The 17558-nt window shown below is 72.1% G+C and carries 10 protein-coding genes and 1 pseudogene; 2 read left to right on the forward strand and 9 right to left on the reverse strand.

From position 1 onward, the window contains the following. The 9 genes and pseudogenes from ACFV2J_RS34475 to ACFV2J_RS34515 all read right to left on the reverse strand — a co-directional run. Window positions 1–654, reverse strand: a pseudogene (locus ACFV2J_RS34475) (hypothetical protein); the annotation flags it as partial. Then, window positions 651–1796, reverse strand: a complete 1146-nt coding sequence (gene dgoD / locus ACFV2J_RS34480; RefSeq protein ID WP_385085328.1) for a galactonate dehydratase — start codon at window positions 1794–1796, stop codon at window positions 651–653. The pseudogene ACFV2J_RS34475 and the gene dgoD, both read right to left, overlap by 4 nt. Continuing rightward, entirely contained in the window at window positions 1793–2530 is a 738-nt protein-coding gene (locus ACFV2J_RS34485; protein WP_385085326.1) for a FadR/GntR family transcriptional regulator, read from the reverse strand. Before ACFV2J_RS34485 ends, dgoD begins: the two co-directional genes overlap by 4 nt. A gap of 31 nt (window positions 2531–2561) precedes the next feature. Then, window positions 2562–3335, reverse strand: a complete 774-nt coding sequence (locus ACFV2J_RS34490) for an SDR family NAD(P)-dependent oxidoreductase (RefSeq protein WP_385085324.1) — start codon at window positions 3333–3335, stop codon at window positions 2562–2564. Between the two features lie 64 nt (window positions 3336–3399). Further along, window positions 3400–5505 (reverse strand): alpha-galactosidase, encoded by a 2106-nt coding sequence (locus ACFV2J_RS34495; RefSeq protein WP_385085322.1) that lies wholly within the window; start codon window positions 5503–5505, stop codon window positions 3400–3402. After that, on the reverse strand, window positions 5502–6359 hold the full coding sequence (locus ACFV2J_RS34500) for a carbohydrate ABC transporter permease (RefSeq protein WP_385085320.1): 858 nt from the start codon (window positions 6357–6359) through the stop codon (window positions 5502–5504). Before ACFV2J_RS34500 ends, ACFV2J_RS34495 begins: the two co-directional genes overlap by 4 nt. Further along, on the reverse strand, window positions 6359–7297 hold the full coding sequence (locus tag ACFV2J_RS34505; protein ID WP_385085318.1) for a carbohydrate ABC transporter permease: 939 nt from the start codon (window positions 7295–7297) through the stop codon (window positions 6359–6361). Before ACFV2J_RS34505 ends, ACFV2J_RS34500 begins: the two co-directional genes overlap by 1 nt. A 1-nt stretch (window position 7298) precedes the next feature. Continuing rightward, the gene (locus ACFV2J_RS34510; RefSeq protein WP_385085316.1) at window positions 7299–8582 is read right to left on the reverse strand and encodes an ABC transporter substrate-binding protein; all 1284 of its coding nucleotides are present in this window, start codon (window positions 8580–8582) and stop codon (window positions 7299–7301) included. A 35-nt stretch (window positions 8583–8617) separates the two neighbouring features. Next, entirely contained in the window at window positions 8618–10696 is a 2079-nt protein-coding gene (locus ACFV2J_RS34515; protein WP_385085345.1) for a glycoside hydrolase family 27 protein, read from the reverse strand. A gap of 354 nt (window positions 10697–11050) precedes the next feature. Here ACFV2J_RS34515 and ACFV2J_RS34520 point away from each other — a divergent pair, with 354 nt between their 5' ends. Further along, window positions 11051–15133, forward strand: coding sequence for a discoidin domain-containing protein (locus ACFV2J_RS34520; protein ID WP_385442362.1), 4083 nt, complete (start codon window positions 11051–11053; stop codon window positions 15131–15133). Between the two features lie 259 nt (window positions 15134–15392). Continuing rightward, window positions 15393–17480: a SpoIIE family protein phosphatase gene (locus ACFV2J_RS34525; protein WP_385092750.1), complete on the forward strand. Its 2088-nt coding sequence runs from the start codon at window positions 15393–15395 to the stop codon at window positions 17478–17480. The last annotated feature ends 78 nt before the right edge of the window (window positions 17481–17558 follow it).

Genomic DNA, 17558 nt, shown 5'->3' on the forward strand with positions numbered 1-17558 from the left:
GTGGTGGTCCCAGGGGGCCACCGACGCGGGGTTGACGCGGGGGTGCGGGGGGGGGGGGGGGGGGGGGGGGCGGGCGGGGCCCCCCCCCCCCGGGGCGCCCCCCCCCCCCCCCACGGCGGTGCCGTCGTCGGGGCCGAGCCGCTCCAGCGGGACTCCGCACGGGGTCGGCCAGGCGCCGGTGATCCAGGGGGCGCCGTCCGGCCAGGGGCGGTCGACGAGCGCGGCGGCCTCCGGGAACAGCCGGGTGGACGCCCCCGCGGGCAGGTGCAGGGTGGCGGCGGGCGACAGGTCGAGCAGGGCGTGCGCGGCCCAGACGAAGCGGTAGCCCGGCTCCGCGGTGAGGACGTAGTCGGCCTCGGCTCCCCCGGCCGTGGCACGGATCGTACGGCGGAGGGTGAAGTCCGCACAGCGTACGGACTCGACGGCACCCTCCCGGGTCCAGGGCCGGGCCCAGACGTCCCCGTGGTCCGGGGTGCCGCGGACGGTGGGAACGCACTCCTCCAGGCCGCCCGCGTCCACGAACGCCCCTCCGGGCACGGCCTGTTGGCGCCCGGGGTCGGGGCGATGCCAGAGCCACTCGCGGCCGGGCGCCGCGAGGGAGGTCCAACGGCCGCCGTGGAGGGGGTCGGTGACGATGACCAGCGGCACGCTCACCACTCCGCGAAGGAGCCGTCGGGGTGCCGCCACACGGGGTTGCGCCAGGCGTGGCCCGCGCGGTCGGCGGCGCGGACGGCGGCCTCGTCGACGGTGACGCCGAGGCCCGGTGCGATGCCGCGCGGCGCGTGCCCGTCCACGAACCGGAAGGGCTCGGGGTCGACGACGTACGAGAGGAGGTCGGCGTCCTTGTTGTAGTGGATGCCCCTGCTCTGTTCCTGGATGAGGAAGTTGGGTGTGGCGAAGGCGACTTGGAGGCTGGCGGCCAGGGCGATCGGGCCGAGGGGGCAGTGCGGGGCGAGGTGGGCGCCGTACGTCTCGGCGAGGGAGGCGATGCGGTGGACCTCGGAGATGCCCCCGGCGTGGGAGAGGTCCGGCTGGGCGACGGCGATGCCGGCGGTGAGCGGGGCCAGGAACTCGGCGCGGGAGTAGAGGCGTTCACCGGTGGCCAGCGGTACCGGGCTGGCGCCGACGAGCCCGGCCAGCAGGTGGCTCTGCTCGGGGAGGACCGGTTCCTCGACGAACAGGGGATGCAGGGGCGCGAGTTCGTTCAGGACGCGGCGGGCGTTGGCGGCGGTGAAGCGGCCGTGGAAGTCGACGGCGACGTCCCGGTCGGGTCCGAGGACCTCGCGGGCCGCCGCCACGCGGGCGACGACCGCCGCGGTCTCGGCCATGGTGGCGGCCGGCCCGACGCGTCCGGCGCCGTTCATCTTCACGGCGGTGAATCCGGCCTCCACCTGCGCGCTGATCTGCTCGGTGAGTTCGGCGGGTTCGTCACCTCCGACCCAGGCGTAGACCCGGACCCGGTCGCGCACGGGTCCGCCGAGCAGGGCGTGCACGGGGGCGCCGTAGGTCTTGCCCGCGATGTCCCACAGGGCCTGGTCGAGTCCGGCGACGGCGCTGGACAGGACCGGGCCGCCCCGGTAGAAGCCGCCCTTGGTGAGGACCTGCCAGTGGTCCTGGATACGGAGCGGGTCCTGGCCGAGGAGGTATTCGGAGAGCACCTCGACGGCGGTCCGCACCAGTTCGGCGCGGCCCTCGACGACGGGTTCGCCCCAGCCGGTCACGCCCTCGTCGGTCTCCACGCGGCAGAACAGCCAGCGCGGCGGTACGAGGAAGGTTTCGACGCGTGTGATCTTCACCGGCCACCGGTGCCTTTCGGGTCGTCGGGTCCGCCGATCCGGTCCAGGTCGCGTCCGGCCTGGTCGAGCAGGGCGCGCATGGCCGCTTCGGCGGCCCGCGGGTCCCGGTCGCGTACGGCGTCCAGGACGGCGCGGTGGGCGGGTACGGGGTCCTCGCTGTGCGGAGCGCTGTGCACGATGCTGTCGCGGTGGGCGAGGCCGGACTCGATCACCACCTCCATGCGTTCGAGGAGTTCGTTGTGGGTCGCGGCGAGCAGGGCGCGGTGGAAGGCGAGGTCGGACTCGACGGCGTGGGCGGCGCCGGTGCCGTCCTCCCCCATCGCCGTCAGGGCGTCCTCCAGGGCGGCGAGGTCGGCGTCGGTACGGCGCTCGGCGGCCAGCCGGACCGCGGCCGGTTCGACGATGGCGCGGACCTCGGCGAGGTTGCGCAGCAGGCCGAGGTCGGCCTCGGCGGAGCCGGCGCCCTGCATCTGCCAGCGCAGCACGTCGGCGTCGAGCAGGTTCCAGTCGGCGCGGGCGCGCACGAACGTGCCGCGTTTCTGACGGGCGTCGACCATGCCCTTGGCGGCGAGGACCTTGAGGGACTCGCGCAGCGCGGTGAGGCTGACGTCCAGCTCGCGCTGCAGCGCCACGAGGTCGAGCGTGGCCCCCTCGGGGATCTCGCCGCCGAGGATGCGGCGCGCGAGGAACTCCACGGTCTGACCGTGCACGCCGCGGCGGGCGTAGGGCGTCATGTCGTACAGCCTTTCGGTGGTCGGGGCTCGGTCATGCGGAGGCCTTCAGGACGCTCCAGCCGCCGTCGACGAGGAGGTGCGACCCGGTGATGTACGAGGCCTCGTCGGAGCCGAGGAACGCGATGGCCGCGGCCACCTCCTCGGGGGTGCCGAAGCGGCGGGCCGCGGTCTCGGCGACGCTCCGCTCCCGTTCCTCGGGCGGTACCCGGTCCCAGGCGGCGGTGAGGATCGGTCCCGGCAGGACGGCGTTGACGCGGACCTCGGGCCCGTACTCGACGGCCAGTTGTCCGCACAGGGAGAGCAGGGCGCCCTTGGACGCGGCGTAGGCGGGGTGTCCGGGGATGCCCTTGTGGGCGTGGACGGACGAGGTGAGGACGACCGCGCCGCCCCGGTCGCGCAGGTCGGGCAGGACGGCGCGGACCCCGAGGAAGCCCGCGGTGAGGTTGACGTCGAGCTGGCGGCGCCAGGAGGCGAGGGTGAGTTCGTGGGCGGGGTGGACGTCGACGGTGTAGGCGTTGCTGACCAGGACGTCGACGGGCCCGAAGGAGTGGGCGGCGGTGATGACGCGCCGCCAGTCGTCCTCGGCGGCGACGTCCGCCGTGACGAAGCGGGCCCGGCCGCCGTCCTCGGTGATCCGTTCCGCCGCGCCACGGCCCCGCTCCTCGTCGATGTCGACGAGCACGACGGCGGCTCCCTCCTGGGCGAGGCGTGCGGCGGTGGCGGCTCCGATGCCGGAGGCGGCCCCGGTGACCACGGCCGTGCGGCCGGTGAAGCGGGCACCGCCGCGTCGTACGGGCTGGTCCATCGTGGGTTACGGCTCCTTCGGGTCGGGCACGGAATGCGTGCCCATGGGGCGGGGTGGGTCGAACCTACGCCGGTCGCGGGCCCGGATGCCGGGTCAGCACGACCAGTTCGGCGTCGTGGTCGGCGGTCCACGCGAACGGCAGGCCGTAGTGCAGGAGGTGGGCGCCGCCGTAGGTCGTGCCGGAGGCCTCGTCGCGGTAGCGGGCGGCCGGATCGAGGCCGCGCGGGCGCAGCCGGGCGGGGCGGCCCGGCACCAGGGGGGCGCCGTCCAGGCGGCCGGTGTTCAGGGCGGCGACGACGGTCCGGCCGTCCGCGCCGTCGTACTGGACTCCGCAGGTGGCGTCGTCCGGGCTGCCGAGCAGACGGGCCTCGCCGTGGTGGATCACGTCGCGTACGTCCTTGTAGCGGGCGATCCACCCGGCGGCCTCGGCACGTTGGCGCGGGGACCAGGTGCGCAGGTCGGCGCCGATGCCGAGGACACCGCACATCGCGGTGACGAAGCGGAAGGCGAGGCTGCGCGGACGGGGGTCGAAGACTCCGGGGGCGTCGGTGACCCAGGAGCTCATGACGTGCGGGGCGTGGGCGTGCAGGAAGCCGTACTGGATGGCGAGCCGGTCCAGGGGCGCGGTGTTGTCGCTGGGCCAGACGACGTCGGTACGGGCGAGGGTCGTGTGGTCGATGCGGCCTCCGCCGCCCGCGCAGCCCTCGACGGTCACATGGGGGTGGGCGGTGCGCAGGTGGTCGAGGACACGCAGGTATCCGTGGACGTGGGCGGCGTCCAGGTCGAGGCGTTCGGCGGGGGTGGGGCCGGGCCGGCCGCGTTCGGTGGGCGGCCGGTTCATGTCCCACTTGAGGTAGTCGATCCGGTGCTCGCCGAGCAGTCGGTCCAGGGTGGCGAGGACGAAGTCCTGCACATCCGCGCGGCCGAGGTCGAGGAGCAGCTGGTTGCGGACCAGGCGAGCGGGGCGGCCGTCGATCCGGTAGGCCCAGTCGGGGTGTTCGGCCAGCAGCCGGCTGCCGGGGCTGACGGACTCGGGTTCGATCCACAGGCCGAAGTCCATGCCGAGCGCGCGGACGTCCTCCACGAACCGGTCGAAGCCCGCCGGGAAGGCGGCCGGATCGGGATACCAGTCGCCGAGGCCGGCGGTGTCGTCCGCGCGGCCGGTGAACCAGCCGTCGTCCACGACGAACAGCTCCGCGCCGATGTCGGCCGCGGCCTTGGCGAGTTCGAGCTGTCCGGCCGCGTCGACGTCGAAGCCGGTGGCCTCCCACGAGTTGTAGAGGACCTTGCGCGGGCGGTGCAGCCGCTCTCCGCCGAGGTGGCGCTCGTAGCGGTGCCAGACGCGGGAGAGGCCGTCGAGTCCGTCGGCGCTGAACGCGCAGGCGAGGCGGGGCGTGGTGAGGGTCGCGCCGGGGGCGAGGAGGACGGCGCCCTCGTGCGGCACGCGTCCGGCGCGGACCCGGACGGCGCCGCCGGGTTCGGCCTCCGCGGTGATGTGCCAGTTGCCGGCCCACTCCAGCGCGAGGCCGTAGGCGGGCGCGTCGTCCGCGGCGAGGTCCTGGACGGCGAGCCAGGGAGCGTAGGCGTGCCCGGGGGTGCCCTGGGTGCTGCCCATGGTGAAGGTGCCCCGGGTGAGGGCGAGTCGGGTGTGCTGGAACTCCTGCGACCACTGTCCGGTGAGGTAGGTGAGCCGGGCCCCGGCGGTGACGGGCACGTTGACGGCGCCGGAGTCGAGGCGCTCCAGACGCAGTTCCTCGGTGCCGGTGCAGGTGAGTTCGGTCCAGCGGTGCAGGACGTCGGTGCCCGGCACGACGGCGTAGCACAGGGTGGTGCGCAGGCCGAGGAGGTCGTCGGTGAAGGTCAGCCGGAGCGTGCCGGTGTCCTCCTCCGCTCCGGTGAACTCCCACCAGACGCCGCGTTCGCGTCCGGGACGCCCGGCGATCAGGTCGGCGCCGGTGAACGGCCGCTGTCCGTGCGGCAGGTACTCGGCCGGGGCGGCGTCGGCGGGGGTGACGAAGTGGGTGCGGTGCGACCAGTCGAGGGCCGAGGGCCCGTCCTCGGCCCCGTGCGGGCCCCAGGCGTCCAGTTCGGCCCAGGGGCCGTCCGGGGAGAGCCGCACGGTGTAGCTGGTGTTCTCGGTGCGCAGGGTCCAGCGCTGGTACGGGGTCACTTCACTGCTCCGAGGTTGAGTCCGGCCACGAAGTGACGCTGGAAACGGAGGAAGACGGCCACCGTCGGTGCGGCGGCGATGACGGAGCCGGCCGCGATCACGTTCCACATGGACACGTACTGGCCCTGGAGTCCGATGAGGGCCGCGGTGATGGGCATCTTGGTGTCGGTGCGCAGGACGGTGATCGCCCACAGCAGGTCGTTGAAGATCCAGGTGAAGGACAGGGCGCTGAGCGCGGCGAGGGCGGGGCGGGTGAGGGGGAGGATGATCCGCCAGAAGATCTGCCAGGGACCGGCGCCGTCGACGACCGCCGCCTGCTGGATCTCGGCGGGGATGGACCGCATGAAGCCGTGCAGCACGAAGACGTAGAAGCCGACGCCGAAGCCGATCTGCACGCCGATCAGCGCGGGCAGCGTGTCGTACAGGCCCATGAGTTCGCTGAGTTTGGAGACCGGGATCAGCAGGATCTGCGGGGGCAGCAGGTTGCCGCCGAGCATGAGCAGGAGCAGCGAGCGGCGGAAGGGCATCTCGTAGCGGCTGAGCCCGAACGCGGCCATCGCGGCCAGTGCGAGGGTCACCAGGACGCAGGGGACCGTCACGAGCAGGCTGTTGACGAGGGCGCGCTGCTGGCCGCCGTCGACCCAGGCCTGCCCGAAGTTGCCGAGGGTGAAGGAGCGGGGCCAACTGCCCAGCCCGTGCGCGGCGATGTCGTCGAAGGACCGCAGGCTGGTGACCAGGACCAGGAGGATCGGCAGCAGCCAGAGCAGGGACAGGGCCCCGGCGCCGGTGTGGAATCCGGCGGTGGCCAGGCGGCGTCGGCGCAGGGCGGCGTCGGAGGTGCGCGGAGTGGTCATCAGTCCGCCTCCCGGAAGGCGCGCACGAGGTAGGAGGCGATCACTCCGAAGGCCAGCAGGAAGATGACGACGGCCAGGGCGGAGCCGTAGCCGAGCCGCAGGGACTGGAAGGCGGTGGAGTACATGTAGGTGCTCAGCAGTTCCGAGGAGTGGTAGGGGCCGCCACGGGTGAGGGACCACACCACGTCGAAGGAGCGCAGCGAGTCGATGACGATGACGGACAGGACGACCGCGTTGACGCCGCGCAGTTGGGGCAGCGTCACATGGCGGAAGCTCTGCCAGCGTCCGGCGCCGTCGACCTTGGCCGCTTCGTAGAGGGCCGGGTCGATGCCCTTGAGGCCGGCCAGGTAGAGCACCATGACGTAGCCGATCTGGCGCCACAGGGCGGGCACGATGACGGCGTACAGGGCGGTGTCCTGGTCGGCGAGCCAGGCGTGGCGCAGGCTGCCGAGGCCGACCGCCTGGAGGAGCTGGTTGAGGACGCCGTCGGGCTGGTAGATCGCCTGCCAGACGAGGGCGGTGGCGACCAGGGAGAACACCACCGGCAGGAACAGGGCGGCGCGGTAGAAGCCCACGCCGCGGCGTTCCTGCTGGAGCAGCAGGGCGGTGGCGAGGCCGAGCAGCGCGGACAGTCCGCCGAAGAGCAGGAGCCACAGCACGGTGTCGACGGCCGCGGTGCGGAAGACGTCGTCGTGCAGCATCTCCCGGAAGTTGGCGAGGCCGACGAAGCGGGGTGCGGAGACCCCGTCCCAGCTGGTGAGTGCCAGGTAGAAGCCCTGCAGGGCGGGCCAGAAGACCCAGACCGCCTCGGCGAGCAGCGGGACGAGGACGAACGCCAGGACCATCGGTGGGGTGCGGCGCGGACCCCCGGCCCTTCGGCCGCGGGGCGGCGTCGGGACCGGGGTCGTCTTGCGGGCGGCCGTGGTGAGGACGGCCACGTCACGCTCCCCAGATCTTCTGGGCGTCGCGCTGCCAGTCCGTCAGGATGCTGTTGATCTCCTTGGGCTTGGCGATGAACTTGGTCAGGGCGGTGTCGGCGGTGGGCTGGAGGGCGTCGCTGGAGTCGCGGTTGAAGAACTGGGTGATCTCGGCGGCTTCGGCCACGTGCTTGCGGCCCTTGGTCACCAGCGGGGTGCCGGTGTCCTTGGCGTCGGGGTGGCAGGGCAGCGCGGTGCCGGAGGAGCCCTTGAGGTAGATCTCCTGGGCCTCGGCGCCGGCCAGGAAGCGCAGCAGGTCGAAGACCTGGTCGCGGTGGCCGGAGCGGGCGCTGGCGAAGTACCCGTCGGTGGGCGCCTCTTCGGCGAGCGGGACCTTGGGGTCGATGACGGGGAAGCGGAAGAAGTCGATGTCCTCCAGCGCGTCCTTCGGTGCCGCGTCGGCGAAGAACGTGCCGATCAGCATCATGCCCGAACGGCCGTTGAGCAGTGCGGTGGTGGCGTCCTGGAAGGCGACGGCGGTGCCGCTGGGGTCGAAGTACGGGAGGACCTCCTTCCAGCGGTCGAAGACCTTGTGGACCTCGGGGTCGTCGAAGCGGTGCTTGCCGGCGAGGAGTTCACGGTGGTACTGGGCACCGTTGATGCGGATGTCGAGGTAGTCGAACCAGGCGGAGGCGACCCAGGCGGTGTTGCCGCCCGCGCCGAGGCCGATCGGGGCGACGCCCTTGGACTTGAGCTTGTCGCACAGGTCGAGGAAGCCGTCCCAGTCGGTGGGCGGGGTCACGCCCCACTTCGCGAAGTTGGACTTGCGGTAGAACATGCCCCACCAGTAGTAGGTGGTCGGCACGAAGACCTTCTTGCCGTTGCTGGAGGTGCACAGCGTGTGCAGGGCCTTGGAGTAGCGCTGCAGGTCGGGCGAGGTCCACACCTCGTCGAGACCGAGCAGGAGGTTCTTGCGGGCGTAGGCGTCCGCGACCGAGCCGGGGTACCAGGTGTAGACGTCCGGCGGGTTGGCGGAGGTGAGGTACGTCGGCAGCTGGGTGCGGAAGGTCTCGGCGGCGACCGTGTTGAGGTCGACGCCCCCCTTCTTCTTGTAGGCGGCGACCAGGTCCTGCATCGCGGCCTTGGCCTGCGGTGCCGAGAGGTTGGACTGCAGGGAGACCGGGCCCTTGGAGGAGGTCTTGGACGAGGACGAGGTGGAGGTCACGCAACCGCTGAGCAACGCCGCGGTTCCGGCTGCGCCGGCTCCGGCGAGGAAGCTCCGGCGGCTGGTCTGCGAGGGGGTCATGGAAAGCTCCTGCGAGGTCAGGACGGGTGGCTGATCTACTTGAACGCGGTGCGGTGGGCGGTGCCGTCGACTCCGCGGTAGACCGCGTCGACCGTGCCGTTCGCACCCGCGACGGCTCCGAGCGCTCCGTCGAACGCGGCGCTGGGGAACTCCTGGCGCTTCGACCAGCCCTGCCAGGAGCCCGCCTCGTACCGCTGCTGCCAGAGGGTGTAGTCACCGGCCCGCGCGTACAGGAGGACCTGGTCGCCGACGGTGACGAGGGTCGGGCTTCCGCTGACGGTGCCGCCGAGTGCGCTCCAGTCCGACCACTGGCCCGAGGTGTCCCGGGAGAGGGTCCAGACGTCGTCCGACGCGGTGCGTACGGCGACGTGCACCCGGCCGGTGGAGTCGACCGCCGCGGACGGCCTGCCGTACGTCACCCGGCCGTCGGGGGTCCCGAGCGAGGTCCAGCCGGTGGACGGGCCGCGCTGGACGATCCGGCCTTCGCCGTCGCGGGCGACGAGCGTCCAGTGGCCGGGGTCGGTGAACGCGACCGAGGGCGCGTCCCCGAGCCGTCCGCCGAGGCTCTGCCAGTCGCCCCAGTGGCCGCCCGTGTAGACCCGGCGGTAGGCGCGGGAGTCGGCGCCGCGTACGAAGACGTCGATGCGGCCGTCGGCGGAGGCGTGCACGGCGGGCTGGCCGAGGATGCCGCCCTTCACCGGACCGCCGAGGTCCCGGGTGCGCGGCGCGCCGCGGCCGGTGTCCGTGTGCTGGACCAGGGTGCCGTGGGTGCCGCGCAGGAAGGTGTGCACGGTGTCGCCGGAGCGCGCGACCGCGGGGTCGGAGGTGGTCCGCTCCCCCAGGCCGGCACCGGGCAGCGCGTCGGCGCCGGTGAGCTTGAGGAACGCGGTTCCGTGGGCGGGGACTTCGACCGTGTAGGAGTCGGTGTGGACGCCGCGGTCGGCGCGGGCGCGCAGGTCGCGCACGGCGACGGGTCCGCCGAGGGCGGTGTCGGCGAAGCGTACGGTGCGCTGGGCCGCCTTGTCGGACCGGTTGAGCAGGACGACCGCCCGCTCACCCCGGCCCGAGAGGACCTTGCTGTACACGTCACCGGTGTCGTCGGACGCGACCCGGACGCCCTGGATGCCCAGGCGGTCCTGGTCGACGGCGATGATCTCCGGGTTGCGGAGGGTGGCCAGCATCGAGGGGTTCAGGGTGCGCGGGTCGGAGCCGAGGACGAGCGGGGAGGCCATCTCGGCCCACATCACGAACTGGGTGGTGGACTCCTCCTCGGTCAGCTCCGGTGTGCCGTCCGACATCGGGCGCATGGGGATGAGGTAGTCGGGGTCGTTCCAGTGGCCGGGGCCCTGCGCCTCGGGATGCCAGGCGTTGGCGTCCATGTTGCGCAGGATGTTGGGCCACTCGCCCGGGGTCGGCGTGCCCCACGCGATGTCGGTGCCGGTGCGCCAGGAGTCGGCGATGGCCGGGGCGTAGACGAACGTGTTGTGGGCGTCCTGCTCGGGGGTGTGCGGCAGGCCCCAGTCGTCGGTGAGCGGGTTGCACAGGTTCAGCAGCATGCGACGGCCCGACTTCGCCACCGCGTCGCTGAGTTCCTTGTACGCGGGGCCCGGGTCGAGCTTCGCGCCGATGCCACAGAGGAAGTCGACCTTGATGGCGTCGATCTTCCAGCCCGCGAACTGCCGTGCGTCGTCGTCGTAGTGGCCGCGGCTGCCCAGGCCGCAGCTCTTCCCGCCGTCGTAGGTGCCCGCGTCGGTGTAGATGCCGGCACGCAGGCCGCGCTGGTGCAGGTACGAGACGAGGGCGGGGATGCCGGAGGGGAAACGCTCGGGGTTGGCGACCAACCGGCCCCGCGCGTCACGCGGGTTGTCGGCCTGCCAGCCGCCGTCGAGCCAGACGATGTCGTAGCCGCTGTCCCGCAGACCGCTGCTGACCAGCTTGTCGGCGACGGAGCGGACCTCCTTCTCGGTGGGCGCGCCCAGGCCGTAGTAGGTGTTCCAGCCCATGTAGGGGGTCGGGGCGAGTCCGCTGTCGTAGGAGGCGGGCGCGCCGTGGTCCCGCGGGGCCGAGGAGGTCGCGGAGGCGGTGGAGGCCGTGGTCGCCGCGGCGACCACCATGGCCGCGGTGGCGACACTACGGCGGGTGAGGCGGCGGGGTCCGGGCCTCGGTGCGGGTGCTTGCGAAGTCACGTGCCACTCCCGGTGGTTGGGAAGCAGTAGGGGCGAGACGCGGGCCGCACTGGACCGGAGGCCCCGGCGTCACGGCGACGACTCTGGCCCGAGGCCGAAATCTTGTCAATATTAATTCCTAATTTAATAGAAGCCGTGATCCGTCATCTGCCGGAAACCTTGACAGGGGGCGTACGCCGGGGCAGTGTTCGGCAACGTTGTCATGGGCGTTGGCAACGTTGTCATCCTTCACTGAGTCGAGCGCCCGGTTTCTTTCGACATCCCTGATCGGAGCCAAGGTTCATGTCGAATCAGTCCTCCCCTCCTTCCCGGCGCGCCGTTCTCTCGGCCGGTTCCACCCTGCTCGCCGGATTCGGCGTCGGCATGGCCCTGCCCGGCGCCGCCGCGGCGGCCACCACCGGCCGGCCGGGCACCAGTTCCAGCCGGGGTGAACTCGCGGCGAACCGGCCGGTGCTGGTGTCCTCCACCGACTACGCCCCCACTCCGGCCGAGTTCGCCGTCGACGGCCTGACCGGTGTCGGTGTGAGGAACTCGGGCTGGCGCGCCGCGGTCGGCGACCCGCAGTGGATCTCCGTCGACCTTCAGGCTCTGTGCGAGGTGGAGTCGTTGCGGCTCACCTTCGAGGCCACGCTGGACGATCCCCCGTACGTGGACTCGTCCAGCGGCAACCCCCGTCTGGACACCACCGGCCAGGAGATCCTGTCCAGTTGCGCGACCGACTTCGTCGTCGAGACCTCCCGTGACAACCACAGCTGGACCACCGCGTTCCGCACCGACGCGGGCAAGGGCGGGGTGGTGGAGATCCCGTTCCAGAAGCCCGCCACCGCCCGCTGGATACGCATGACCGTCAACAAGCGGTCCAACACGAACCCTGTGGGGCTCAACGGCCTCCAGGTGTACGGGACCTGCCGCACCGCGCGCCCGTCGGTGACCGGCTGGACCGACTGGGGCACCCATCACCGCACGCCCCCAGCGCTCCGGGCCGGCGCGGACGGTACCGTGCCGCTGGAGTCCGGCTGGGACCTGACGATGGACGACCGGGCCGGCCAGGGCGGCGCGGAACTGTCCAAGCCCGCGGTGGACACCAGCGGTTGGCTGCCCGCGACGGTCCCCGGCACGGTCCTGACCTCCCTCGTGGACCGGGGTCACCTCCCCGACCCGGTCGCCGGGATGAACAACCTGCACATCCCCGAGGCCCTCTCCCGCCACTCCTGGTGGTACCGCCGCGCGTTCGAGCTGCCGAAGGGCCTGCGCACAGGGACCGGCCGGCACGTCTGGCTGGAGTTCGACGGCGTCAACCACGAGGCCGACGTGTGGCTCAACGGCTCCCACGTGGGTACCGTCACCAGCCCGTTCGCCCGGGGTGCCTTCGACGTGACGAAGCTGCTCGGGGACGGCGACCAGGCCGTCGCGGTGAAGATCAGTCCGATGCCGGTGCCCGGCAGCCCGGGTGACAAGGGCCCCCAGGGTCTCGCCTTCGTCGACGCCGGCGCGAACACCATGAACCGCAACTCGCCCACGTACCTGGCCTCTTCCGGCTGGGACTGGATGCCCGCGGTGCGCGACCGGGCCGCCGGCATCTGGAACCACGTGCGCCTGCGTTCCACCGGCGCGGCCGTCATCGGCGACCCGCGCGTGGACTCGCGGCTGCCCGACCTGCCGGACACGCGGACGGCCGAGGTGACGATCACCGTGCCGGTGCGCAACGCCGACACGGTCGACAGACGCGTCACCGTCTCGGCGGCCTTCGACGACGTACGCGTGACCAGGACGGTCACCGTCCCCGGCGGCCAGAGCTCCGACGTCGTCTTCAGCCCGGCGGACTTCTCCCGGCTCCGGCTGCGCGACCCGAAGCTGTGGTGGCCCAACGGCTACGGCGAGGCGGCGCTGCACGGGCTGACGCTGGCCGTGTCGGTCGACGGCCAGGAGAGCGACCGGCGCACCACACGGTTCGGCATCCGCCAGTTCGGCTACGAGTACGAGGTGCCGCTGGTCTTCCAGACCGGCAGCGACTCGTACGCGCAGACGGTGGACCTCACCCGGCAGAAGGCCCGGTACGTGCGTATCGCGTGCCACACCCGGGCCACGGACTGGGGTTCCTCCCTGTGGAGCCTGAGCGTCGCCGACAGCGCGGCGCCCGACACCGACCTCGCGCTGCACAGGCCGGCCACGGCCTCCACGGTCGACACCGACTCCAACGGGGCCGGCAACGTCACGGACGGGGACCCCGGCACCCGCTGGTCCTCCGCGTTCCAGGACGAGCAGTGGGTCCAGGTCGACCTGGGCTCCTCCCTGTCGTTCGACCGGGTGGTCCTCACCTGGGAGCAGGCGTACGCGAAGACGTACACCGTCCAGGTGTCCGACGACGGCGACAGGTGGACCGACGCGAAGGCCGTGGACAACACGGCGGTGCCGCTGCCGTTCCACACCTCGGGTTCGGCGAGCCTGCAGAACGTGGACTTCGCGGCCCGGACCGCACGCTATCTGCGGGTCTTCTGCCATACCCGGGCCAGCAGTTGGGGTTCGTCGATGTGGGGCCTGTCGGTCGTGGACAGCAGCGCCGCCGACACCGACCTCGCACTGCGCAAGAAGGCCACCGCGTCGTCCGTCGAGCAGGACTCCAACGGGCCCTCGAACGCCGTGGACGGCAACCCCAACACGCGCTGGGCCTCGGCCTACGAGGACGAGCAGTGGATCCAGGTCGACCTCGGTTCGCCGGTGCGCTTCGACCGGGTCGCGATCACCTGGGAACAGGCCTACGCGAAGACGTATACCATCCAGGTGTCCGACGACGGCGACAAGTGGACGGACGTCACCTCCGTCGACAACTCCATCGACCCGCTCAAGATCAGTGTCAACGGTGTCCGGGTCTTCTGCCGCGGCGGCAACTGGGGCTGGGACGAACTGCTGCGCCGGATGCCGGCCGAGCGGATGGACGCGGCCGTCCGGATGCACCGTGACATGAACTTCACCATGATCCGCAACTGGGTCGGGTGCAGCAACCGCGAGGAGTTCTTCGCCAGTTGCGACGAGCACGGGCTGCTCGTGTGGAACGACTTCCCCAACGCGTGGGGCATGGACCCGCCGAACCACCAGCTGTTCCTCGACGCCGCGCAGGACACCGTGCGGCGCTACCGGATCCACCCCTGTGTCGTCGTGTGGTGCGGCGCCAACGAGGGCAACCCCCCGGGTGCGGTCGACGACGGGATGCGCAAGGCGGTGCGGGCCGAGGCGCCGGACGTGCTGTACCAGAACAACTCGGCCGGCGGCATCGTGACCGGTGGCGGCCCCTACGGCTGGGTGGAGCCCGAGCGTTACTACACGCCGACGACGTACGGCAGTGGCAACTTCGGCTTCCACACCGAGATCGGCATGCCCGTCCTGCCGACCGCGGAGACCATGCGCCGGCTCGTCGGCGACGAGCCCGAGTGGCCCGTGGGCGGTGCCTGGTACCTCCACGACTGGAGCACGCGGGGCAACCAGGCCCCGCAGAACTACATGGCGGCCGTCGAGGAACGGCTCGGCACGGCCAAGGACCTCGACGACTTCTGCCGCAAGGCGCAGTTCGTCAACTACGAGAACTTCCGGGCCATGTTCGAGGCCTGGAACGCGAAGTTGTGGGACGACGCCACCGGTCTGATGCTGTGGATGTCGCACCCCGCCTGGTACAGCACCGTGTGGCAGACCTACGACTACGACTTCGACGTCAACGGCGCGTACTACGGGGCCCGCAAGGCCAACGAGGCGCTGCACGTGCAGGCCGATCCGCGGGACGGCCGGGTGATCGCGGTCAACCACACCCCGCGTTCGGTCCGCCGCGCCACGGTCACCGCCAAGTTCCTCGACCTGTCGGGGCGCGAAGTCGCCGCGCAGCGGCGGAAGTCCGTCGACATCGCGCCGTCGGCCACGGCGGACGCGTTCACCGCCGGCTGGACGGACGACCTGCCCGATCTCCATCTGCTGCGGCTGCGTCTGGAGGACTCGAACGGCCGGATGCTGGCCGAGAACACCTACTGGCGCCACCGCACCGCCCAGGCCATGCAGGCACTGAACCGTGCCGACCGGACGAGGCTGTCCGCCGAGGTCACCGGCACGGACCGCTCGGGCGACCGCGGCGAACTCACCGCGCGGCTGCGGAACAAGGGCGGTTCGGTCGCGGCGATGGTCCGTGTCTCGCTCGTCGACTCGACGACCGGCGAGCGGGTGCTGCCGACCCTGTACAGCGACAACTATCTGTGGCTGCTGCCCGGCGAGACCCGCACCCTCACCCTGTCCTGGCCGGCCGAGGCGCTCCGTCCGGGCAGGCCGAAGCTGCGGGTGGAGGCCTACAACGCGCCGGCGGTGACCGCGGTCGCACCGCACTGATCCGGGCCCGCCCTTGGCCCCAGCCGGCGCCAGGGCTTCCGGGGGGTGAACGGCTCGCCGTCCACCCCCCTGAGGTCGAGCGGGCGGGTGCCCGCCCGCTCCGGGTTCGCCGTCGTCGGCGGGGCTCAGCTCTCGGGCCGCCCCGGCCTGTCGTGCCTCCGCACTCTCCGTGACCTCCGCACCGGAGCCGCCCCCCGCGGTGGCGGCGCCGGTGCGGACATGGGTTTACTGGGCTTGTCGGTGAGAGATGAGGTCGCTCATGCCTCGTGGACAACGACACGGTCACGCGCGTGCCGACACCACCGCGTGGAACGGAGCGAAAGGCTTCGAGAAGGCCTTGTTCGAGCAGGCCAGGGCCGGGCTGGAGGTCTACGACACGGACCTTCGCGTCCTGCGGGCCAATCCGGCGGTCCTGGCCATGCGAGGTCTGCCCGCGAGCCAGGTGATCGGGGCAGGTCTCCAGGACCTGGACCCCCATCTCCCGCTGTCGCCGATCATCCGCGAGGTGATGGCGGGAGCCTCCCCGGTGTTCGACCGCCCGGTGTCGACGTACCCGCCGGCCGATCCGGGGAACCGGCACGACTACGCCGTCACCGGTTATCCGTTGTGGGAGCGCGGCCGCCCCATCGGGGCCGCCTCCATGATCCACGACGTCACGGACCAGGTCCGCCGGCAGGAGGAACTGGATCTGCTGAGCATCGCGCGCGCCAGGATCGGATCGTCCCTGGACGCGCTGCGCACCGCGCAGGAACTCACCGAGATCGGGGTCCCCACCTTCGCGGACGCCATCGCCGTCGATCTGCTGGAGTCGGTGCTCACGGGCGACGCGCCCGTGGGCCCGGTCACCGACCAGCCGCCGATGAAACGCGCCGGATTCAAGGCCCGCGAGGGTCAGTACGGCGCCTACCCGATCGGCAGCACCAGCCATTTCGCGATCCCCACGCCGTACACCCAGGCACTGGCCGACCTCCGGCCGCGGCTGGTCGAATCGGTCGTCTCGGCCCGCCGATGGCTGGCCAACGACCGGCTGCGCGCCGAGTTCATCCGGCGGACCGGCGTCCACTCCCTCATCGTGACCCCGCTGACCGTGCACGGACTCGTGCTCGGGCTGGCCAGCTTCTACCGGGCCGGTTCCCACCCCGAACCCTTCGACGACGAGGACCTGTCGCTGGCGACACAACTCGCCGCCCGTACCGCCCTCTGCGTCGACAACGCCCGCCGCTTCACCCGTGAGCACACGGTCGCGACCACGCTTCAGCGCAGCCTGCTCCCGCGGACGGCACCGCTGACGGCTGCGGTGGACTCGTCGCACTGCTACATGCCGGGACGCTACGGCGCCCACTGGTTCGACGTCCTGCGCCTCTCCAGCTGCCGGATCGGCCTGGTCATCGGGTACGTGCCGGGAGAAGACCTGCTGGCCTCCGTCGTGATGGGACGCCTGCGCACCGCGGTCTCCACCCTGGCCGCCATGGACCTGCCACCCGACGAGCTGTTGGTCCATCTCGACGACGTCGCCCAACGGCTCGCCCACGAACAGGACTCCGACCCGCTGACCCTGCTGCACGCGCGGCCCCCGTTCACCGCCTCGTGCGTGTATCTCACCTACGACCCGATCACCCGCCGGTGCGCGGCGGCCTCGGCGGGCCATGAAAGCCCCTTGGTCACCAGCCCCCAGGGCGTGGTCAGCGGACTCGACGTACCGCGCGGCGCTCCGCTCGGACGCGGTCTGCCGTACGAGGTCCACACCACGGAGCTGTCGCCCGGAAGCCTGCTGTCCCTCTTCTCGGACGGCAGCGCGGACCGCTATCCCGGCGAGGCGGACGAGCGGGTCAGCCGGCTGCGCGAGACGGTCGCCGATGCCTCGGCGGACCCCTCGGAGATCTGCGACGCGGCGGCCTACAAGGTGCTGCGGGGCACGGCCCCGGAGGACGGGGCCGCGCTGCTGGTGGCCCGGACCCGGAGCCTGGCGCCGGACCACGTGGCGACCTGGACCTTCCCGTCCGAGCCGGTCTCGGTCCGCGAGGCCCGGCGGGCGACACGTGAGCGACTGGCGCAGTGGGGTCTGGAGGACCATGTGTTCGTCACCGACCTGGTCGTCAGCGAGCTCGCCACCAACGTGGTCCGGCACGCGGAGGGAGCCATCCGGCTGCGTCTGATCCTCGACAGCACGCTGACAGTGGAGGTCAGCGACGACGCCGACACCGCGCCGCACCTGCGCCACGCCCGGCTTCAGGACGAGGGAGGGCGGGGGCTGTTCCTGGTCGCCTCCATGACCCGGCACTGGGGCACCCGGTACGAGGACGGCGGCAAGACCATCTGGGCCGAACAGTCACTGACGGCCGCCTGACGGACCCTCGGCTCCACCGTGGCCCGGGCTTCCGGCCGTGCCCTGGCCACCGGCGGCGACCTGCCCGCCCTCGTGGAA

The organism is Streptomyces sp. NPDC059668 (assembly GCF_042734135.1).
Classification (GTDB): Bacteria; Actinomycetota; Actinomycetes; order Streptomycetales; family Streptomycetaceae; genus Streptomyces.